This is a genomic window from Aliivibrio sp. SR45-2, assembly GCF_963890165.1.
Taxonomy (GTDB): domain Bacteria; phylum Pseudomonadota; class Gammaproteobacteria; order Enterobacterales; family Vibrionaceae; genus Aliivibrio; species Aliivibrio salmonicida.
On sequence record NZ_CAWPRC010000227.1, the window covers coordinates 13,520 to 34,594 of the forward strand.

The 21,075-nt window shown below is 41.1% G+C and carries 20 protein-coding genes; 10 read left to right on the top strand and 10 right to left on the bottom strand.

Annotation, left to right across the window (positions count from 1 at the left end; translation table 11 throughout):
* Nucleotides 1-29: 29 nt before the first annotated feature.
* Both trhA and AACV33_RS21100 read right to left on the bottom strand, forming a co-directional pair.
* On the bottom strand, nt 30-677 hold the full coding sequence (gene trhA, locus AACV33_RS21095) for a PAQR family membrane homeostasis protein TrhA (RefSeq protein ID WP_017023509.1): 648 nt from the start codon (nt 675-677) through the stop codon (nt 30-32).
* A 101-nt stretch (nt 678-778) separates the two neighbouring features.
* Nucleotides 779-1,564 (bottom strand): sporulation protein, encoded by a 786-nt coding sequence (locus tag AACV33_RS21100; protein WP_182699611.1) that lies wholly within the window; start codon nt 1,562-1,564, stop codon nt 779-781.
* 252 nt (nt 1,565-1,816) lie between these two features.
* Between AACV33_RS21100 and AACV33_RS21105 the strand changes: the two genes are divergently transcribed.
* From AACV33_RS21105 to AACV33_RS21125, 5 genes are all read left to right on the top strand, one after another.
* Nucleotides 1,817-1,984, top strand: a complete 168-nt coding sequence (locus AACV33_RS21105; protein ID WP_017023507.1) for a hypothetical protein — start codon at nt 1,817-1,819, stop codon at nt 1,982-1,984.
* A 114-nt stretch (nt 1,985-2,098) separates the two neighbouring features.
* Nucleotides 2,099-2,362, top strand: coding sequence for a YihD family protein (locus AACV33_RS21110; protein ID WP_017023506.1), 264 nt, complete (start codon nt 2,099-2,101; stop codon nt 2,360-2,362).
* A gap of 225 nt (nt 2,363-2,587) precedes the next feature.
* Nucleotides 2,588-4,006 carry a cytochrome c oxidase accessory protein CcoG gene (gene ccoG, locus AACV33_RS21115; protein WP_182699612.1) on the top strand — a complete coding sequence of 473 codons (1,419 nt, stop codon included), beginning with the start codon at nt 2,588-2,590 and terminating at the stop codon, nt 4,004-4,006.
* Between the two features lie 58 nt (nt 4,007-4,064).
* Nucleotides 4,065-5,048 (top strand): serine/threonine protein kinase, encoded by a 984-nt coding sequence (locus AACV33_RS21120; RefSeq protein WP_182699613.1) that lies wholly within the window; start codon nt 4,065-4,067, stop codon nt 5,046-5,048.
* A 49-nt stretch (nt 5,049-5,097) separates the two neighbouring features.
* Nucleotides 5,098-5,697, top strand: coding sequence for a thiol:disulfide interchange protein DsbA/DsbL (locus AACV33_RS21125; protein ID WP_026469807.1), 600 nt, complete (start codon nt 5,098-5,100; stop codon nt 5,695-5,697).
* A 66-nt stretch (nt 5,698-5,763) separates the two neighbouring features.
* Here AACV33_RS21125 and AACV33_RS21130 read toward each other — a convergent pair whose 3' ends face one another.
* Nucleotides 5,764-6,621, bottom strand: coding sequence for an acyltransferase (locus AACV33_RS21130; protein WP_255458494.1), 858 nt, complete (start codon nt 6,619-6,621; stop codon nt 5,764-5,766).
* Nucleotides 6,622-6,720: 99 nt separating this feature from the next.
* Entirely contained in the window at nt 6,721-8,247 is a 1,527-nt protein-coding gene (locus AACV33_RS21135; protein WP_012548947.1) for a YifB family Mg chelatase-like AAA ATPase, read from the bottom strand.
* 404 nt (nt 8,248-8,651) lie between these two features.
* On the opposite strand from AACV33_RS21135, the gene ilvG reads away from it, so the two are divergent.
* The 5 genes from ilvG (at nt 8,652) to cspE (ending at nt 14,454) form a co-directional block, all read left to right on the top strand.
* Nucleotides 8,652-10,295, top strand: a complete 1,644-nt coding sequence (gene ilvG, locus AACV33_RS21140; protein ID WP_017023500.1) for an acetolactate synthase 2 catalytic subunit — start codon at nt 8,652-8,654, stop codon at nt 10,293-10,295.
* 3 nt (nt 10,296-10,298) lie between these two features.
* Nucleotides 10,299-10,547, top strand: a complete 249-nt coding sequence (gene ilvM, locus AACV33_RS21145; protein ID WP_012548959.1) for an acetolactate synthase 2 small subunit — start codon at nt 10,299-10,301, stop codon at nt 10,545-10,547.
* Between the two features lie 26 nt (nt 10,548-10,573).
* A complete protein-coding gene (ilvD, locus tag AACV33_RS21150) occupies nt 10,574-12,430 on the top strand; it encodes a dihydroxy-acid dehydratase (RefSeq protein ID WP_017023499.1) in 1,857 nt (618 codons plus the stop codon).
* A 4-nt stretch (nt 12,431-12,434) separates the two neighbouring features.
* On the top strand, nt 12,435-13,967 hold the full coding sequence (ilvA, locus tag AACV33_RS21155) for a threonine ammonia-lyase, biosynthetic (RefSeq protein ID WP_182699615.1): 1,533 nt from the start codon (nt 12,435-12,437) through the stop codon (nt 13,965-13,967).
* A gap of 277 nt (nt 13,968-14,244) precedes the next feature.
* Nucleotides 14,245-14,454, top strand: coding sequence for a transcription antiterminator/RNA stability regulator CspE (gene cspE / locus AACV33_RS21160; RefSeq protein ID WP_012548956.1), 210 nt, complete (start codon nt 14,245-14,247; stop codon nt 14,452-14,454).
* 146 nt (nt 14,455-14,600) lie between these two features.
* Here the strand turns inward: cspE and glmU are convergent, their stop codons facing one another.
* From glmU to atpH, 6 genes are all read right to left on the bottom strand, one after another.
* The gene (gene glmU, locus AACV33_RS21165; RefSeq protein WP_182699616.1) at nt 14,601-15,959 is read right to left on the bottom strand and encodes a bifunctional UDP-N-acetylglucosamine diphosphorylase/glucosamine-1-phosphate N-acetyltransferase GlmU; all 1,359 of its coding nucleotides are present in this window, start codon (nt 15,957-15,959) and stop codon (nt 14,601-14,603) included.
* Nucleotides 15,960-16,194: 235 nt separating this feature from the next.
* Nucleotides 16,195-16,617, bottom strand: coding sequence for a F0F1 ATP synthase subunit epsilon (locus AACV33_RS21170; protein WP_012551441.1), 423 nt, complete (start codon nt 16,615-16,617; stop codon nt 16,195-16,197).
* 18 nt (nt 16,618-16,635) lie between these two features.
* Nucleotides 16,636-18,039, bottom strand: coding sequence for a F0F1 ATP synthase subunit beta (gene atpD, locus AACV33_RS21175; RefSeq protein ID WP_012551442.1), 1,404 nt, complete (start codon nt 18,037-18,039; stop codon nt 16,636-16,638).
* Nucleotides 18,040-18,072: 33 nt separating this feature from the next.
* The gene (gene atpG, locus AACV33_RS21180) at nt 18,073-18,939 is read right to left on the bottom strand and encodes a F0F1 ATP synthase subunit gamma (protein WP_017020788.1); all 867 of its coding nucleotides are present in this window, start codon (nt 18,937-18,939) and stop codon (nt 18,073-18,075) included.
* Between the two features lie 45 nt (nt 18,940-18,984).
* The gene (gene atpA / locus AACV33_RS21185) at nt 18,985-20,526 is read right to left on the bottom strand and encodes a F0F1 ATP synthase subunit alpha (RefSeq protein WP_017020787.1); all 1,542 of its coding nucleotides are present in this window, start codon (nt 20,524-20,526) and stop codon (nt 18,985-18,987) included.
* A 13-nt stretch (nt 20,527-20,539) separates the two neighbouring features.
* On the bottom strand, nt 20,540-21,073 hold the full coding sequence (atpH, locus tag AACV33_RS21190) for a F0F1 ATP synthase subunit delta (protein WP_023604449.1): 534 nt from the start codon (nt 21,071-21,073) through the stop codon (nt 20,540-20,542).
* Nucleotides 21,074-21,075: the final 2 nt, after the last annotated feature.

Sequence of the window (21,075 nt, forward strand, 5' to 3'; positions counted from 1 at the left end):
CCATTTTTTATAGTAACGATACTAATTATTTATACTGGTTGAACATAATAATAAATAGATAAGAATTGCGTCACACAACCGCCTAAAACAAACAGATGCCAAATAGCATGATTGTATGGGATCTTCTTCGACACATAAAAAATAACCCCAAGAGAATAAATTACCCCTCCAAGGCCTAATAAAATCACCCCATTAATATCGATATGAATCACTAATTGGTACACCGCAATAACCGATAACCAACCCATGATAAGGTAGGTAATAAGGGATAGTTTTTTAAAACGATAGACAAAAACAATCTTTCCAATAATACCTATCAACGCGATAGCCCAGATCACAGCCATTAACCAGTATGCAAGTGGAGTACGTAAACTCACTAATAAGTATGGCGTATAACTGCCAGCAATAAGTAAAAAGATGGCACAGTGATCGAGCGTTTTTAATAAACGTTTCGCTTTAGGTGCGGCAATAGAATGATAAAGCGTTGAAGCCAAAAACAATAAAATGATACTGGCCCCATAAACAGACATACTTGCGATGGTTAACCAGTCTGCATCCACTGCATTTGCTTTTACCAATAATAAAACTAACGCAACAACACCAAAAACAAGCCCTAAACCATGGCTTAAACTATTGGCTAATTCTTCTTTTTTTGAATAAGGAGTAGTGGTAGACATAGGACTCTCATAGAGTGATTACTCAACATAAAAGCAGTATGCCACATTTAAGCGTACAACTGTAAGCTTAAATGTGGCACTTTAAAATACATTTTATTGCTTTACGTGGTTTGATTTAAAAAATCAATCACTTGCTGACCCGCAATATCCGAAGGGGTATCAGATGGTATTTCCAAATAACGTTTCAGCTCATTACTACCAATAAAAGTAGATAATAAACCTGACAATCCTTTTTGTTGTCTATCAACCTCAAACCACAGTTGGAGTTTATCGCTGTCTCTATAAGCAATAATTTCAAGCTCACGCCAGCGACCATGATAAGGTCCATCAAATGGAACAAATTCAAATTCTTGTACAAAAGGCAATTCAAATCCACTCGCCGCTTCGCATTCAACTTGACGAATTCGCAACCCTTCGCCTTCAAGCGCACTTAATACACCCTCAAATAATTCATCTGGTCTAACGGTTATCGGATCTTTATCGGTGGGATCTAATCCCAAAGAAATATCTAACCCCGTTTCTACCCATACTTTTGTCTCACCAATCGTAATAGGTGTATTTAATGGCAGATCCAAATCAATATCAAATTGACGCTGTTGCTTAGGTTCAATCGTAAACGCATAGGGCAAGCTCCAATCAGCAAGCACATAGGTTTGCTTGATGATTGCTTTACGTGAATTATTCTCACCTTGTCGCTCAACTTCTTTTTTATATTGGCAACACAGTTTCAACTCAATATTATCAATACTTTGAGCCGTTGCTCCACCCGTAATATCAATCGTGATTTTTATTTTTTGCCCAGGTATTAAGGCTTCATGGTGAATAATTGTATCTACATTAGCAGAACCTATTCCTAACGATGCGAGTGTTTTCTTTAAAAATGACATATTCCCTCCGTCATTAATTTTGTTCTATCGACAAATTTATTATACAAATATTATTACCTACATCCCAATATCACACTGAGATGTACCTCGACTAATAGGCAGTTTATGATACTCTTAATGGGTGTTTTATAAACACAAACTCCTGACTATTCATTTGGATTAGCGCAAGCTAAAAGAGTTCACTTTACGTGTTCTCATGAATAGTTAGGTCATTAATTTGGCCATGGATGAGCCTGGCTATAGAGATAATACATGCGTCCTATGACTGTCAGGTCTTCACACTCTGCTTCAACGCACAGTGTGGATCGCCGCCGTTCTCATTTTGTAAAAGCATCGGTAGCAAAAAAGAACGTTCCTGAAATGACATTAATTGTTTCAGAAAAAATCGAAGCTCCGAAAGTAGTTTCATGTGCGGCATAATAAAATAGCGCAGCTTGTCTGCGCTTTTTTCTTTTTATAATCCTGCAATTCCCTCTCTAACTTCCCATAAAATTTCGATATACTTATCCTTAATAATTATAAGGAGACTGCTCAATGAAATGCCATCGCGTTAACGAATTAATCGAACTCATTCATCCAGAATGGAAAAAAGAACCCGAACTAAACTTAATGCAATTTATTGTAAAACTAGCAGAAGAAACAAAATACGAAGGGAAAATTGAAGATCTAACCGATGATGTTCTTATCTATCATCTGAAAATGCGTAACAGCAAAAAAACAGACATGATCCCAGGTTTAGCCAAAGACCACGAAACCGATTTTAAAACGGCCATCTTAAAAGCGCGCGGGTTACTGTAGGCCTTTCGCTTATTTCCGTTTAACGATCTAATTTATTCTAACGAATTAGATCGTTTTCCAACCAAATAAAACACACTTTTTTAACTAAATTTGAACCCTCTTACGTATTCCTTCTCATCATCAAGTTATAATTCAACCGCAATGTCTTTATATATCTGCATAAATACAACAATGCTCAACATAATATCGCTGATATATACCCCATAATAATAATTAGGAATAAACATGAGTCAGGATAAAATCGACATCAAGGATGTGACTCCAAAGCAATTCAACCCAAAAACCCACAAATCCAGCGGTGACCGCTTTAATCCCAGCACGGGTATTTATGTTCGCCAAAGTAAAGGCACATTTCAACAATTACGCCGTTACGGTGGTTGGTTTTTATTAGCTCTATTCGTATTAACCCCATGGATTTCCTTTGGTGATCGTCAAGCCATTTTATTGGATATTGGAAGCCAACAATTCAACTTTTTTGGCACGACCTTATTTCCTCAAGATCTCACGTTACTTGCTCTTTTATTTGTCATTGCCGCCTTCGGTCTCTTTTTTATCACCACCTTTTTAGGCCGTGTTTGGTGTGGTTACTTATGTCCTCAAACGGTTTGGACATTTATGTACATTTGGTTCGAAGAAAAATTAGAGGGTTCAGCCAATAAGCGAAGAAAGCAAGATCAACTACCAATGACATCGAGTTTATTGCTTAGAAAAACACTCAAACATTGTGCGTGGATTGCTATTGCCATTGCTACTGGCATCACTTTTATTGGGTATTTTGTTCCTGTAAAAGAACTCGTTATTGATTTTTTTACCTTAAATATCAATTTTCTACCTGCATTTTGGATTTTATTCTTTGCCGCATGTACTTATGGAAACGCGGGATGGATGCGTTCTATCGTTTGTTTGCATATGTGTCCTTACGCTCGATTTCAATCAGCCATGTTTGATAAAGACACCTACATCGTTGGTTACGATCCAAAGCGTGGAGAGAGTAGAGGACCTCGCTCTCGTAAAAAAGACCACAAAGCACTAGGGTTAGGAGACTGTATTGACTGTAATTTATGTGTTCAGGTTTGTCCTACGGGAATTGATATTCGAGATGGTCTTCAATATGAATGCATAAACTGCGGCGCTTGTATCGATGCATGTAACGAAACCATGGATAAAATGGGTTACGAAAAAAATCTCATTAGCTACACCACGGAACATAAATTAGCGGGACACAAAACGCACGTAATGCGACCAAAACTGATAGGTTATGGCATTGTCATGATCTTAATGGTTGGGTTGTTCTTAGCTCAAATAGCGACAGTCGATCCGATGGGGCTTGATATCTTGCGCGACAGAAATCAGTTATCGCGTATGAACAATTCTGGTTTGGTTGAAAACACTTATACTTTAAAAATTATAAATAAAACCCAACAACCACAACATTACCAATTATCTGTTTCTGGTATTGAAAACACAACTTGGTACGGCCCACAAAATGTGAACGTTAAACCCGGTGAGGTATTAAGTCTTCCAATGAGCCTAGGGGCGAGTAGTGAGAACTTAACCAAGACGATAACCACGATTGTTTTTGAGATTAAAAATGATGATGAACAAGTGATAAAAACAGAAAGCCGTTTCTTTAAACCGCTATAATCACTCTATTATTGACTCAAAGGGCTCATGATGAGCCCTTTTTATTTGAGAGCACCCTATGTCTGAACACGCTTTTAATTTCAGTACACTTACTCCTGATTTATTGTGGTATGCCCTCGCAGATATTGGCGTAAGAGCTGAATCAGGATTCCTCGCCTTAAACAGTTATGAGAATCGCGTTTATCAATTTAGCGATGAACACAAGCGTCGGTTCGTTGTGAAATTTTATCGACCTCAGCGCTGGTCAGAAGCCCAAATATTAGAAGAACACTTATTTGCGAAACAACTTGTACAACAAGACATTCCCGTTGCTGCGCCGTTAGAAATAAATGGCAAAACACTTCATTTCGCTAAAGGTTATTGGTTTGCTCTTTTTGATAGTCTAGGCGGGCGCACCTTTGAAGTGGATAATTTTGATCAGCTTGAATGGGTAGGACGATTTTTAGGCCGAATTCATAAAGTAGGTGAAGCGGAGCTATTTACTCATCGTCCAACGGTAGGCTTAGATGAGTACCTCTATCAACCACGAAAGCTGTTAGAGAATAGTTCATTCATTCCCTCTTATTTAGAAAACAGTTTCTTCTCCGATCTCGACCTGTTAATTAGTCGAATTGAACAACATTGGCAACCAAGTAAAGCGATTCGCCTACATGGTGACTGCCACCCAAGCAATATTTTATGGCGTGATGGTCCATTGTTCGTCGATTTGGACGACGCAAGAAATGGCCCTGCAGCACAAGATATGTGGATGCTGCTTAATGGCGATCGCCAAGATAAATTAGTTCAGTTAGATATTCTCGTTGAAGCTTATTCTGAATATTGCGATTTTGACCATAGCCAATTGAAACTAATTGAGCCTTTGCGTGGTCTACGAATGGTACACTACATGGCATGGCTAGCAAAACGTTGGCAAGATCCCGCGTTTCCTATTGCTTTCCCATGGTTTTCAGATGCAAAATATTGGGAAAGTCAGGTACTTGGTTTTAAAGAGCAAATAGCAGCGTTAAACGAAGCACCTTTAAAGTTGATGCCTCAATGGTAATAAAAATACAATAAAACAAACACAAATGGATTGGAGAAAGTTAAACATGATGAAAACAATGATGGCACTGTTTGGTGCTTTAGTTCTTAGTTTTTCAGTGAATGCAGCAAACTTCACTGAAGGCGATTATTACAAGGTTCTTAACCTTCCAGAATCAAAAACACCGACAGTAAATGAGTTCTTTTCTTTCTATTGTCCACACTGCAATAGCTTTGAACCACTGATCCAAGGTCTGAAAAAAACGCTGCCAGAAAACGCTACTTTTAAGAAAACTCACGTTTCATTCATGGGCGGAAAAATGGGCCTATCAATGAGTAAAGCATACGCAACAATGGTTTCTCTTGGTATTGAAGACAAGATGGTTCCTGTGATGTTTAATCGTATCCATTCTATGCAAAAGCCACCACGTAATGACAAAGAATTACGTCAAATTTTCTTAGATGAAGGCGTAAATGCAGATGAGTTTGATGGCACATACAACAGCTTTGCTATTAACTCTATGGTTAACCGTTTCGATAAATCATTCCAAGACAGTGGATTGACTGGTGTTCCAGCGCTTATTGTTAATAATAAATATCTGGTTGAGACAAGCAAAATCAAAAGCACCGAAGAATACTACGAATTAGTTAACTGGTTGCTTAAAAAGTAAATTAACGATTTAAATAGAAAAGGGAGCGATAATCGCTCCCTTTTTTTTATCTATAGAATAAAGAGGTTATCTTTTCAAGATACGCTGTAGATACTCATCTTTTTCTTTCCATAAGTCATTAATCCATTGATGAAAACCGCGTCTAAATACTTTATCTCCAAAATAATCGCCGTTCACTTTTTCATCATTAGCATGAAGTGTTATCCGAACAACCACTTTGGTTAATTTGCCTTGTAGCATATCTATAAATGGAGAGTCTTGATTTTCAGGATAAGCTAACGTCACATCAACGATTCCATCAAACAGTTCACCCATCGCTGATAACGTAAATGCCACACCACCAATCTTTGGCTTGAACAAATGTTGATAAGGCGTACGCGCTTCTTTTAATTTATCAGGCGTCGCTCGTGTTCCTTCAACAAAATTAACCACCGTCGTCGGCACTGAGCGAAAGTTTTCACACGACTTTTGAATCGCTTTAAAGTCATCGTCTTTGCGTTCAGGGTTTCGGCGCATAAAGGGCATATCCGCCCCCCAACATGCAAGTCCGACAAAGGGAACATAGAGCAATTCATATTTCAAAAAGAACTTAGTCATTGGCACTTTATCTTTCATCACGGAGGATAAAATAACGATATCAGCCCAACTTACGTGGTTAGATAATAATAAATACCACTTTTCTTGGGATAGCGTTTCCCCCCCATCAACAACCCAATCAATTGTATTGTTAATATTGAGCATCCATAAATTCAACGTAGCCCAACACCATAAGGTTTTATTCGCCATTGATACCATTAATTTCTTCACGAAAGGAAAAGGCAGAATAAGTTTAATTACAGCAAAAAAGCTGATAATAAATGACGTCAGAGCCGTATTTAGGATTACAAGCAAAGCACTAATGACGAGTCGAATATTAGCAAACATAAAAATCTTCATTGATTAGCGGGATAAAAATTGCGCTAATAATACCAAGACTGACTTTTTTTTGTTATCCCTCTTTTCTCTCATCTTAAGAAAAAGACACTACACCGCTTGAGCACTTAATTGTTTCAATAATCTATCCATAGCACGGTAACCAACGGCCTCACCCAAATGGATACGCTGAATGTTCTCTGATCCAGATAAATCAGCAATGGTTCTGGCCACTTTAATTATTCGATGATACGCACGAATAGAAAGCCCCAATCGATATAGTGTATCTTCTAGAAAAACCGCATCTTCCTTTTCTAGTGGGCAATAAGTTTCAACCTCTCGGCTACTCAATAATGCATTAATTTTTCCACTTCTCTCTAGCATTTTCACACGAGCAAGCCTAACCCTTTCTTTAACTTGGAGACTTGATTCACCTCTATCTCCGCCTTCTGTTAACGTCCCTTTAGGCAAAAGAGGGATCTCCAATGACATATCAAAACGATCAAGCAAGGGACCGGATATTCGATTCAAATAACGTAAAATCAATTGAGGGTTTGTTCTCGTATTGTTCCCCTCATAGTATCCAGTCGGACTCGGGTTTAATGCACCAACCAATTGAAATCGGGCAGGGAACCGCATTTTGCTAGCGACACGAGAAATAATAATTTCACCCGACTCTAATGGCTCTCGCAAAGAATCTAATACTTTCCTTTCAAACTCTGGCATTTCATCTAAAAATAAGATGCCATTGTGAGCCAATGATATTTCACCCGGTCTGGGAATCGAACCACCACCAACCAAAGCCGCCATTGAACTCGAATGGTGTGGTGAACGGAAAGGACGAGTACGCCAGTTTGATTCATTAATATGCTGATGAGTCAGTGACGCGACTGCGGCAGTCTCTAACGCTTCATCGTTTGTCATTTCAGGCAGCAAATCGCTCATTCGTGACGCCAACATTGTTTTCCCCGTTCCTGGAGGGCCTAAATACAATAAATTATGTCCCCCCGCCGCTGCGATTTCTAACGCTCGCTTACCTTGTTGCTGTCCAATGATATCTTGGAGATCACGCTCTAAAGGCAAATCAATGTGCTCAATAACCGGAGACGTAAATAAACCCAATTGCTGTTGCCCACATAAAAAGCCACAAACCGATAGAAGGTGAGGCGCAGACTTATGTACATTCGCACCAACCAAAGCCGCTTGATCTCCATTTTCATCAGGAACAATTAAACTGCGATTGGCTTTTAATGACGCGAGAGCCGCAGGTAGCACACCTTTCACTCGTCGTAATTCACCAGACAAAGCAAGCTCACCCACGAACTCATGATCTTTTAATTTATGATTTGGGATTTGATCTGAGGCAGCCAAAATACCTAAGGCTATCGGGAGATCGAATCGCCCACCTTCTTTTGGTAAATCAGCAGGCGCTAAGTTTACGGTGATCTTTTTTGATGGAAATTCAAAGTTTGAATTTATTATCGCGCTTCTTACTCTGTCTTTGGCTTCTTTTACTGTTGTTTCTGGTAACCCAACTAAATTAAAACCCGGCATTCCATTACTAATATGAACTTCAACGGTAACCTCTGGCGCTTCAACACCAACGCATGCTCGACTGTGTATTATTGCTAATCCCATTCTTATTCCCAATTATTTATAACCCAATAATCTCAACGTCTTTCATTGATTTGTTATATATAAGCGCTAAATGAACGAGAATTGTGAATAAAATGAGAGTTTTTTCTTGTCATGAGAGGCATGTCTGTGTTACCACTTAGTTAATGTAACGAAATATCAAAAAAAACACGTATACGGATAAATACCATGACCTTTTTTGCTCAGCTCAATATTCTCATTATAAACGTCCTAGTGGTGATTCTGATCACCGCTCGGGGATGAGTGAGCAAAAAGTCGCAATTGCAACGCACACTTAAAACCCCCAAGCCAAAAGCAAGGGGGTTTTTTTATGAATTCAGGAAGAAATGGGAGCGCATGATGTGCAAGAATAGAGAAACAATCACTCACGCAGGGAGCGACAGTGTATGAATGGCTCACAGTTAGTTGTTAATGCCTTATTACAAGAAGGGATCACTACCGTATTTGGGTATCCAGGTGGAGCCATCATGCCAATTTATGATGCACTCTATGATGGTGGCGTAGAACACATTCTCTGCCGTCATGAGCAAGGGGCTGCAATGGCAGCTATTGGTATGGCTCGCTCTACTAAAAGTGTCGCAGTATGTCTTGCGACTTCTGGGCCGGGTGCGACTAACCTAATTACTGGTCTTGCTGATGCCATGCTTGATTCTATCCCTCTCGTTGCAATTACTGGCCAAGTCGCTAGTCACCTTATTGGTACTGATGCCTTCCAAGAAATGGATGTCATTGGTATGTCACTTTCTTGTACGAAACACAGCTACCTAGTGACTGATATTAATGATCTCGCTCCTGTTATTGCAGAGGCATTTGAAGTCGCTAAATCAGGTCGTCCCGGGCCTGTTCTGATTGATATAGCCAAAGATGTGCAAGTCGCTGAAGCGCCAGTGACGGTATTGCCTCATTTTGAGCCACCAAAAATCCCAGTAGCAAGCCAAGCAAGTCTCGATGCCGCGATCGCATTACTACAAGAAAGCCAGAAACCAGTACTATACGTCGGTGGTGGTGTTCAATTAGGCCATGCGACAGATGCCGTTCGTGATTTCTTAATCTCCAATCCAATGCCTTCCGTTAGTACATTAAAAGGACTTGGTTCCATTGAACGCCACGACCCTCATTATTTGGGGATGGTTGGGATGCATGGAACAAAAGCCGCAAACTTAATCGTTCAAGAATCGGATTTACTGGTGGTAGTCGGCGCTCGTTTTGATGACCGAGTAACTGGAAAACTAGAAAGCTTTGCACCTCACGCAAAAGTCATTCATATTGATATTGATGCGGCTGAATTTAATAAACTGCGTCATGCCCATGCGACATTACGTGGTGATATTAATGTGATTTTGCCACAACTTCATGCTAATCAAGATTTATCATTGTGGCTCGCTCATGTATCAGAACTCCGCAGTGAGTTTAAGTGGTCCTACGATCATCCTGGTGATCTTATCTACGCCCCATTATTGCTTAAACAATTATCAGACATGATGCCTGACAGTTCTATTGTTGCTACCGATGTTGGTCAACACCAAATGTGGGCTGCACAACACATTCAACCAAGAGCTCCTGAAAATTACTTAACATCAGCTGGCCTTGGCACCATGGGTTTTGGCTTACCGGCTGCCATGGGCGCGAAAGTCGCTCGCCCTAATGATGAGTCCATTCTTATCACTGGTGATGGTTCGTTCATGATGAACGTTCAAGAATTAGGCACATTAAAACGTAAGCAAATTCCTGTAAAAATGGTTCTACTAAACAACCAACGTTTAGGCATGGTTCGCCAATGGCAATCACTGTTCTTCGATGGCCGCCATAGTGAAACAATTCTTGATGATAACCCTGACTTTGTCGCATTAGCCGCCGCCTTCAACATTCCAGGTAAAACGATCACACGTAAAGAAGAAGTGGAACCAGCATTAAAAGAGATGTTAGAAAGCAAAACAGCTTATATGTTGCATGTACTTATCTCTGAAGAAGAGAACGTATGGCCACTTGTTCCACCGGGTGCAGCAAACCAAGACATGGTAGAGGGATAGAGCATGCAACAACGTTATATTTTAGAAATAAAAGCGACGGATAAGCCCGTTCTATTAGAACGAGTATTGCGCGTCATTCGTCACCGTGGCTTTGCCATTAAACAAGTGCTTGCGACTCAAAACCAATCAGATGGTGTCGCCGCTATCGAAATTATTGTTGAAAGCGATCGTCCCATTAGCCTTCTAACGAATCAAATAGAGAAGCTTTGGGACATAACCACCGTTAATGTCGCTACATTACATCGAACATAAGATAAAAATTTAAAGGATTAAACAATATGTCTACCACTCCTAAAAACAGATACCGTTCAGCTACCACCACTCATGGCCGTAATATGGCTGGCGCACGCGCATTATGGCGTGCTACTGGTGTAAAAGAAGAAGACTTTGGCAAGCCAATTATTGCCGTAGTGAATTCATTCACCCAATTTGTACCCGGTCATGTTCATCTTAAAGACATGGGGCAATTAGTGGCAGGCGAGATTGAGAAAGCAGGTGGTATCGCCAAAGAATTCAATACCATTGCTGTCGATGATGGCATCGCAATGGGACACGGAGGCATGTTGTACTCATTGCCATCTCGTGAACTGATCGCAGATTCCGTTGAATACATGGTAAACGCACACTGTGCTGATGCCATGGTATGTATTTCAAACTGTGACAAAATTACTCCAGGAATGATGATGGCAGCAATGCGTCTAAATATCCCAGTAATTTTCGTCTCTGGCGGCCCAATGGAAGCAGGCAAAACTAAACTTTCAGATCAAATCATTAAACTTGATTTAGTTGATGCCATGATCCAAGGCGCTGATCCAACGGTTTCTGATGCACAAAGCGAGCAAATAGAACGTTCAGCGTGTCCAACTTGTGGTTCATGTTCTGGTATGTTTACCGCCAACTCAATGAACTGTTTAACTGAAGCATTAGGGTTATCTCAACCGGGTAATGGATCAATGCTTGCTACTCATGCCGATCGTGAAGAATTGTTTATCAATGCAGGTAAACGCATCGTTACTCTAACTAAGCGTTATTACGAGCAAGGCGATGATTCGGCTCTTCCACGTAATATTGCCAACAAAGCGGCGTTCGAAAATGCAATGGCGCTAGATATTGCGATGGGTGGTTCAAGTAATACCGTTCTTCACCTAATAGCATCCGCTCAAGAAGGCGAAATCGATTTTGATATGGATGATATTGATGAGATGTCTCGTCGAGTACCTCATCTATGTAAAGTGGCACCTTCAACACCTAAATATCACATGGAAGACGTTCACCGTGCAGGTGGCGTTATGGCTATCCTTGGTGAGTTAGATCGTGCAGGGTTACTTAATAACGATACCAATACTGTGCTTGGTTTAACCATGAAAGAACAATTAGCACAATACGACATCATGCAAACAGACGATGAGGCGGTACTTAAATTCTTCCGTGCTGGCCCTGCAGGAATCCGTACTACAAAAGCGTTCTCACAAGATTGTCGTTGGGATCGCCTTGATGATGACCGTGAAAATGGCTGTATTCGAACCAAAGAAAATGCCTTTAGCCAAGAAGGTGGCCTAGCGGTTCTTTCTGGTAATATCGCGGTTGACGGCTGTATTGTAAAAACCGCTGGTGTTGATGAAGATAACCTTAAATTCCAAGGCCCTGCCATTGTTTTTGAAAGCCAAGATACCGCTGTAGAAAGTATTTTAGCCGGAAAAGTAAAAGCAGGAAATGTGGTTGTTATTCGCTACGAAGGTCCTAAAGGCGGCCCAGGTATGCAAGAAATGTTGTACCCAACGACTTATCTAAAATCAATGGGATTAGGTAAAGCGTGTGCACTTCTTACTGATGGCCGTTTCTCTGGTGGCACTTCTGGTCTTTCTATTGGTCACGCCTCACCTGAAGCCGCAAGTGGTGGCACAATTGGTTTAGTCAAAACAGGAGATATCATCACTATTGATATTCCAAACCGCTCTATCACGCTTGATGTACCAGAAGCGGAATTAAGCGAGCGTCGTGCAGAGCAAGATAAGTTAGGTTGGAAGCCTGTTAATCGTCAACGTGAAGTCTCTTTTGCACTAAAAGCTTACGCAATGATGGCGACCAGTGCAGATAAAGGCGCGGTACGTGATAGATCTAAGTTAGAAGGGTAAATTTATGACAACACCTTCTTATCAAACTGGCGCAGAATACTTGCGTCAGATCTTACGGGCACCGGTCTATGATGTGGCGACAGTAACGCCGCTTCAAGACATGCCCCGTTTGTCTGAGCGAATTCAAAACCGAGTTCAATTAAAACGAGAAGATCGTCAACCCGTTCACTCGTTTAAACTTCGCGGCGCTTACAATATGGTGTCGAGCTTGACCGAAGAGCAACAGAAAGCTGGCGTTATTGCAGCCTCTGCAGGAAATCACGCACAAGGAATGGCGTTATCAGGCACGAAACTCGGTATTCAAACCACGATAGTAATGCCACGCACCACCCCTGATATAAAAGTAGAAGCGGTTAAAGGTTTTGGCGGTCACGTTATATTACATGGTCGAAATTTTGATGAAGCCAAAGCCGAAGCCGAACGATTAGCCACGCTTCATGGCTATACCTTTGTTCCTCCATTTGATCACCCATTAGTAATTGCTGGTCAGGGAACCATTGGTATGGAGATGCTGCAACAAAATGGACATTTAGATTATATATTTGTTCCTGTTGGTGGTGGTGGCTTAGCCGCGGGAGTTGCCGTTCTCATTAAACAGCTCATGCCTGAGATAAAAGTCATCGCCGTAGAACCAGAAGATTCAGCTTGTTTAAAAGCCGCTTTAGATGCAGGAGAGCCTGTAGTTCTCGATCAAGTGAGTATGTTCGCTGATGGGGTTGCCGTTAAACGAATTGGTGATGAAACGTTCCGTTTATGCCAACAATATATTGATGGTCATATTACCGTTTCTAGCGATGAGATTTGTTCCGCAGTAAAAGACATCTTTGAAGACACTCGAGCAATTGCCGAGCCATCAGGTGCACTCGCTTTAGCTGGATTAAAGAAATTCGCTGACCAGCATCAACTTAAAGATAAGCAACTAAGTACGGTACTTTCAGGTGCAAATACTAATTTTCATGGGTTACGTTATGTATCAGAACGCTGTGAATTAGGCGAAAAACGAGAAGGGTTACTTGCCGTTACTATTCCAGAACGTCAGGGAGCATTCTTTGAGTTTTGTAATCTTATTGGTGGAAGGGCGGTTACAGAGTTCAATTATCGTTATCATGACGATAAAAAAGCCAATATATTTGTGGGTGTTCGTTTACAAGATGGGCAAGAAGAGCTGAATAATATCATTCATGACTTACAACAAGGTGACTATCCTGTTGTTGATCTTTCTGATGATGAAATGGCAAAGCTTCATATCCGTTATATGATCGGTGGAAAACCACTAAAACCACTTAAAGAACGTCTATACAGCTTCGAATTTCCAGAATACCCCGGTGCACTTGTTAAATTTTTAAGTACATTAGGTACACATTGGAATATAAGCTTATTTAACTACCGTAACCACGGTGCTGATTACGGTCGAGTCTTATGTGGCTTTGAGTTGAGAGATTCAGATCTTGTTGATTTTTCTAAGCATTTAGAAGAGCTTGGCTATCAATGCAAAGATGAAACTAATAACCCAGCTTATCAATTCTTTCTCTCATAACACCATAAGTAATGAGTAAGGTCAGAAAAAAACTGGCCTTATTTTCATAGATTTTTGAAATTATGCTATACAATCAGTTAAAAAGTGCTATTATTTTTCTCGGCCTGTAAACAGACCTATTTATCTGTAATATTATGATTTTGAAACCTTCGTTATACTGCTTTACCAGTTATGCTTGAAGCTTTTTTACATATGTTTTACCTCAAATAAATAATTCTTTATGGCTACAACTTCGCATTATGCGAATTATTTAATTAAAAAAATTAGGATATACACTATGTCTAAAACAACTGGTATCGTTAAGTGGTTTAACGAAGAGAAAGGTTTCGGCTTCATTACTCAAGATAACGGCGGCGCTGACGTATTCGTTCACTTCCGTGCAATCGCATCTGAAGGTTTTAAAACTCTGAAAGAAGGCCAAAAGGTTTCTTTCGAAGTTGAACAAGGTCAAAAAGGCCCACAAGCTAGCAACGTTGTTGGCGAATAATTCGAACTTTCGAATTGAATTTTAAAAAATGCTGACTTCGGTCAGCATTTTTTTTACCTGTTATTTAAATAACACGAATAAATATCAAGCGAATAGGCATAAAAAAAGAAGCCATAATGACTTCTTCTTAATTTGATTAACTCATCTTACTTTTTTGTTGGTCGTTGCCAATGTTCAATTCGGCGCTCTTTTGCACGACTGATCATTAATTCATTTTCGGCGACATCTTTAGTCACTGTAGAACCCGCACCAATCGTTGCACCATTACCAATAGTAACAGGAGCAATTAATTGGCTATCTGAGCCAACAAACACATCATCACCAATAATGGTTTTAAATTTATTTGCACCATCATAATTACAAGTAATAACACCAGCACCAACATTTACACGCTTACCAATCTCTGCATCACCCAAATACGTTAAATGATTTGCTTTTGAGCCTTCACCTAAACGTACATTTTTGACTTCAACAAAATTACCTACATGCGCATCATTACACAATTCTGCACCTGGACGTAAACGAGTAAATGGACCAACAGTACACTTCTCACCAACCGTTGCGCCTTCAATCACGCTGTACGGACGAATAATTGTATTGTCATCAATCTCACAATCTTTAAGTACACAACCAGCACCAATGACAACATTGTCACCTAAGGTAACATTACCTTCAATGATCACATTGACATCGATCTCAATATCCATACCACATTGCAATGATCCTCGAAGATCGAAACGACTAGGATCACGAAGCATTACGCCTTGCTCTAGCAGTTTCTGAGCTTGCGCTGCTTGATATGCTCTCTCTAAACGAGCCAATTGTGCACGATCATTCACCCCTTCAACTTCAATAGGGCTAACAGGGTGTACCGCTTCAACTGCACGACCTTCATCATGAGCAGCAGCAATGATATCCGTTAGATAATACTCACCTTGTGCATTTTCATTTTTCAACGCCGCTAACCAGCGCTTTAAATCACCGCCCGTAGCAACCATCACACCGGTGTTAATCTCTTTAATGAGCTTCTGCTCTTCTGTCGCGTCTTTTTGCTCTACAATCGCAATGACAGGGCCATTACGACGAATAATACGACCATAACCCATCGGGTTATCTAAGACGACAGTCAAAAGAGCAATACCACCAGTAGGTTGAGCATCTAATAAGTTTTCAACCGTTGCAGTACTGATCAATGGAACATCGCCATAAAGGATCAATACTTTTTCATCATCAGCAAACTCTGGTGATGCTTGATTAACGGCATGACCTGTACCCAGTTGTTCAGCCTGAAGTACCCAAGTTACTCTCTCTTGGCCTAACTCAGCTTGCATTTGATCACCACCGTGACCATAAACAAGGTGAATATTTTTAGCCCCTAAGCCTTCACACGTATCGATCACATGTTTTGCCATCGGTTTACCCGCTAAAGTATGAAGTACTTTAGGTTTATTTGAATACATGCGAGTGCCTTTACCCGCTGCAAGAATTACTGCACTGAAGTTCATAAAAAGCCCATTCTATTTTTTATGCTGACTTAATTTGCCTAGCTTTATTAAATACCAAAAACACTAAATCCATTATTTACTTCATGAATATTATTCATAAATAACCAATGGAATTAATATGCGGGCTAAATTATATGCTAAAAAGCATGGAATAAGATGAAAGATAAGTAAGAATTGCGAAAAACAGCCAAAGAAAAGGCGACCAATAGGCCGCCTTCTTTCTAATGGTGCTTGATTAACGCGAACGTTTTGTCAGTTCGATAACTCGAAGCTGTGCGATCGCTTTAGCCAAATCACTGGCCGCTTGAGCGAAGTTAATGTCGCCATGCTGATTCTTAATATTTTCCTCAGCCTTGCGTTTAGCTTCTTCTGCCTTAGCTGCGTCTAGGTCTTCACCACGGATAGCGGTATCTGCGAGAACAGTTGCCGAACCAGGTTGAACCTCAACAATACCACCAGAGACATAAATGTACTCTTCGTGGCCATGTTGTTTAACAATACGCACCATACCAGGCGTGATAGCGGTCAGCAGCGGTGTGTGTCCATGGAAAATACCAAGTTCACCCTCGCTACCGGTCACCTGAATCGTTTCAACAAGCCCTGAGAATAAACTTTTCTCAGCACTTACAACGTCCAGATGAAAGGTCATTGCTGCCATATCGCCTCCTAATCAGCCTTATAGCTTCTTCGCATTCTCAAGCGCATCTTCAATTCTACCGCAGTACATGAAGGCTTGCTCAGGAACGTCATCGTAATCACCAGCTAATAAACCCTTAAAGCCAGCTAATGTGTCTTTAAGTGATACGTAAATACCAGGGTCGCCTGTGAATACTTCTGCTACATGGTAAGGTTGAGTTAAGAACTTCTCAATCTTACGGGCACGAGATACAACTTGCTTATCTTCTTCAGATAGCTCGTCCATACCTAGGATAGCAATGATGTCTTTTAGCTCTTTATAACGCTGTAATGTAGATTGTACATTACGTGCGATATCATAGTGCTCTTGACCAACAACAAGTGGATCAAGTTGACGAGATGTAGAATCTAACGGGTCAATCGCTGGGTATAAACCCATAGATGCGATATTACGGTTAAGTACAACTGTCGCATCTAAGTGAGCAAACGTTGTTGCTGGAGATGGATCCGTTAAGTCATCCGCAGGTACATATACCGCTTGAACTGAAGTGATAGAACCACTACGAGTTGAAGTGATACGTTCCTGAAGAACACCCATCTCTTCAGCTAGTGTAGGTTGGTAACCTACTGCTGATGGCATACGACCTAGCAGAGCTGATACTTCAGTTCCGGCAAGCGTATAACGATAGATGTTATCAATGAATAGTAAAACGTCACGACCTTCGTCACGGAAACGCTCTGCCATTGTTAGACCAGTCAAAGCAACACGTAAACGGTTACCCGGTGGCTCATTCATTTGACCGTAAACCATCGCTACTTTTGATTCTTCAGGATGTTCGATGTTTACAACACCAGCTTCCTGCATTTCAAAGTAGAAATCATTACCTTCACGAGTACGCTCACCTACACCTGCAAACACAGATAGGCCAGAGTGCTGTAGTGCGATGTTATTGATAAGTTCCATCATGTTGACAGTCTTACCTACACCAGCACCACCGAATAGACCGATTTTACCACCCTTAGCGAATGGACAAATCAAATCGATTACTTTAACACCCGTCTCTAGAAGTTCAGTCGAGTTTGCCTGCTCTTCATAGCTAGGCGCTGCACGGTGAATTGAATAATGCTCTTCAGCACCAATTTCACCACACTCATCAATCGCGTCCCCAAGAACGTTCATGATACGGCCTAACGTTTTAGTACCCACTGGAACAGTAATTGGCGCGCCAGTATTTTCTACTGTTAAGCCACGACGTAAACCATCTGAGCTACCCATTACGATTGCGCGAACAACGCCACCGCCAATCTGCTGTTGAACTTCAAGAACAAGACGTTCTTTTGCATCAACAACATTCAGAGCATCGTATACACGAGGTACACTGCCTTGTGGGAACTCTACATCGACTACCGCACCGATGATCTGTACGATCTTACCTGTAGTCATCGTTAATCCTCTAAACTGTTTAAATACCTATGCTTAAACCGCTGATGCGCCTGAAACAATTTCAGAAAGCTCTTGTGTAATAGCCGATTGACGGGCTTTGTTATACACAAGTTGCAGTTCATCAATAATGTCACCAGCGTTATCAGTTGCTGCTTTCATCGCAATCATTCGCGCTACGTGTTCGCAGGCTAAATTCTCAACCACACCTTGATACACTTGTGATTCAACGTATCGAACCAATAGGGCATCTAGTAATGGTTTTGGCTCAGGCTCATAAATATAGTCCCAAGCATGAGTGCGTTTCATTGCTTCATCTTCAGATTTAGGCAAAGGAAGTAATTGGTCAATTGTTGGCTCTTGTACCATAGTATTAATGAACTTATTGTTCACTACATACAAGCGATCCAGTTGGCCTTCATCGTATTTCTTAAGCATAACGCCAACAGTACCGATCAGCTCTTCTAAGCTAGGTTTATCACCTAGACCAGAATTTTGAGCAATCACGTTACCACCATAGTTATTAAAGAATGCTGTTGCTTTAGAGCCGATAACGGCTAAATCAATTTCAACACCATCTTCTGACCATGTTTTCATTCCTGCCATGACTTTTTTAAACAAGTTAATGTTTAAGCCACCACACAAACCACGATCACTAGAAATAACAATGTAACCAACACGCTTAGCTTCGCGTTCCTCAAGATACGGATGACGATACTCAAGGTTACCAAGCGCTAAATGACCGATTACTTTACGCATTGTGTCAGCATACGGACGAGACGCTGCCATCGACTCTTGCGAGCGACGCATTTTAGAAGCGGCTACCATTTCCATTGCTTTCGTGATCTTTTGAGTGCTTTTAACACTCCCGATCTTGTTACGAATCTCTTTCGCACCGGCCATCGTTACTCTCCGTTTTCGGGTGACCCATAACAGGCCACCAACGAATTACCAGGTCTGGGTTGCTTTGAAATCTTCAACCAGTTTCACGAACTGATCTTCAATTTCTTTATTCCAAGCACCCGATGAGTCGATCTCTTTTGCTAGATCGGCAAATTGACCACGAGCATACGACAGCAACGCTTCTTCGAAATCCGCAAGCTTAGAAAGCTCGATGTCATTCAAATAGCCTTTCTCAGCTGTAAAGATAACTAATGCTTGATCAAAAACAGACATTGGAGCGTACTGTTTCTGCTTCATAAGCTCAGTTACTTTCTCACCGTGATCAAGTTGCTTTTTAGTCGCTTCATCAAGATCAGATGAGAACTGAGCAAATGCTGCAAGTTCACGATACTGTGCAAGAGCAGTACGAATACCACCAGACAGTTTCTTAATGATCTTAGTTTGCGCAGCACCACCTACACGAGATACAGAGATACCTGGATCTACAGCAGGACGAACACCAGCGGTGAACAGTTCTGTTTGTAGGAAGATCTGACCATCAGTAATCGAGATTACGTTAGTTGGTACAAATGCAGATACATCACCAGCTTGAGTTTCGATGATAGGTAGAGCAGTCAAAGAACCTGTTTTACCTTTCACTTCACCATTAGTGAATTTCTCAACGTACGCTTCGCTTACACGAGCAGCACGCTCTAGTAGACGGGAGTGTAAATAGAATACATCGCCAGGGAACGCTTCACGGCCCGGTGGACGTTTCAATAGTAGAGAAATCTGACGATAAGCTACTGCTTGCTTAGATAGATCATCATAAACAATCAGAGCATCTTCACCGCGGTCACGGAAGTATTCACCCATCGCACAACCTGAATACGGTGCAAGATATTGCAGCGCAGCAGATTCAGAAGCAGAGGCAACAACAACGATAGTGTTCGCTAGTGCGCCATGTTCTTCCAATTTGCGAACTACGTTAGCAATTGTTGATGCCTTTTGGCCAATCGCAACATAGATAGCGTAAATACCAGAATCTTTCTGGTTAATGATCGCATCGATCGCCATTGCTGTTTTACCAGTCTGACGGTCACCGATGATTAGCTCACGCTGACCACGGCCGATTGGGATCATTGAGTCAACTGACTTATAACCAGTCTGTAGTGGTTGGTCTACTGATTTACGATCGATTACACCAGGTGCAATCACTTCTACTGGAGAAGTTAATTTCGCATCAATAGGTCCTTTACCATCAATAGGCTCGCCAAGTGTGTTTACAACACGACCTAACATTTCTGGGCCTACTGGTACTTCAAGGATACGACCAGTACCTGTAACTTTCATGCCTTCTTGTAAGTCAGCATAAGGGCCCATTACAACAGCACCCACTGAGTCACGCTCAAGGTTAAGTGCTAGTGCATAATGGCCACCAGGTAGTTCTATCATTTCGCCTTGCATAACATCAGCAAGGCCGTGGATACGAATAATACCGTCGCTTACAGAAACGATTGTACCTTCATTACGAGCTTCACTTGCAACGTTGAATTTTTCAATACGTTGTTTGATCAGATCGCTAATTTCCGTGGAATTAAGTTGCATGCTCCATTCCCCATCAAGACTGCAATGTTTCACTCAGTCGGCTCAAACGGCCTCTAACTGAGTTATCAATGACTAGGTCTCCGGCTCGAATTATGACCCCAGCTAACAGGGCCTCATCTACGCTACAATTCAGCTTCACTTTGCGCTCTAAACGAGCTTCAAGTTTGGCGCCAATGTCAGCTTTCTGCTGTTCAGTTAGTTCAATTGCCGAAATAATTTCAGCATCAATCACTTTTTCAAACTCATGTTGTAAAAAGATATATTGATCTAACACATCAGGTAGAACCTTCAAACGACCGTTTTCAGCCATTATGTGAATAAGATTCTGTCCAAACTCGTTCAGTTGTTCGCCACAAATAGAAATAAAGATTTCCGCTAATTTTTCTGGTGCAACTGCACCATCTAGCAATTGAGCCATGTCTTTATTTTTTGTAACTTCTGAACAAAAAGTTAACATTTGAACCCATTGGTTCAATTCGTTCTTTTCGACCGCAAAGTCAAAAGCTGCTTTCGCGTAGGGGCGTGCGATGGTTGTCATTGTCGACATAT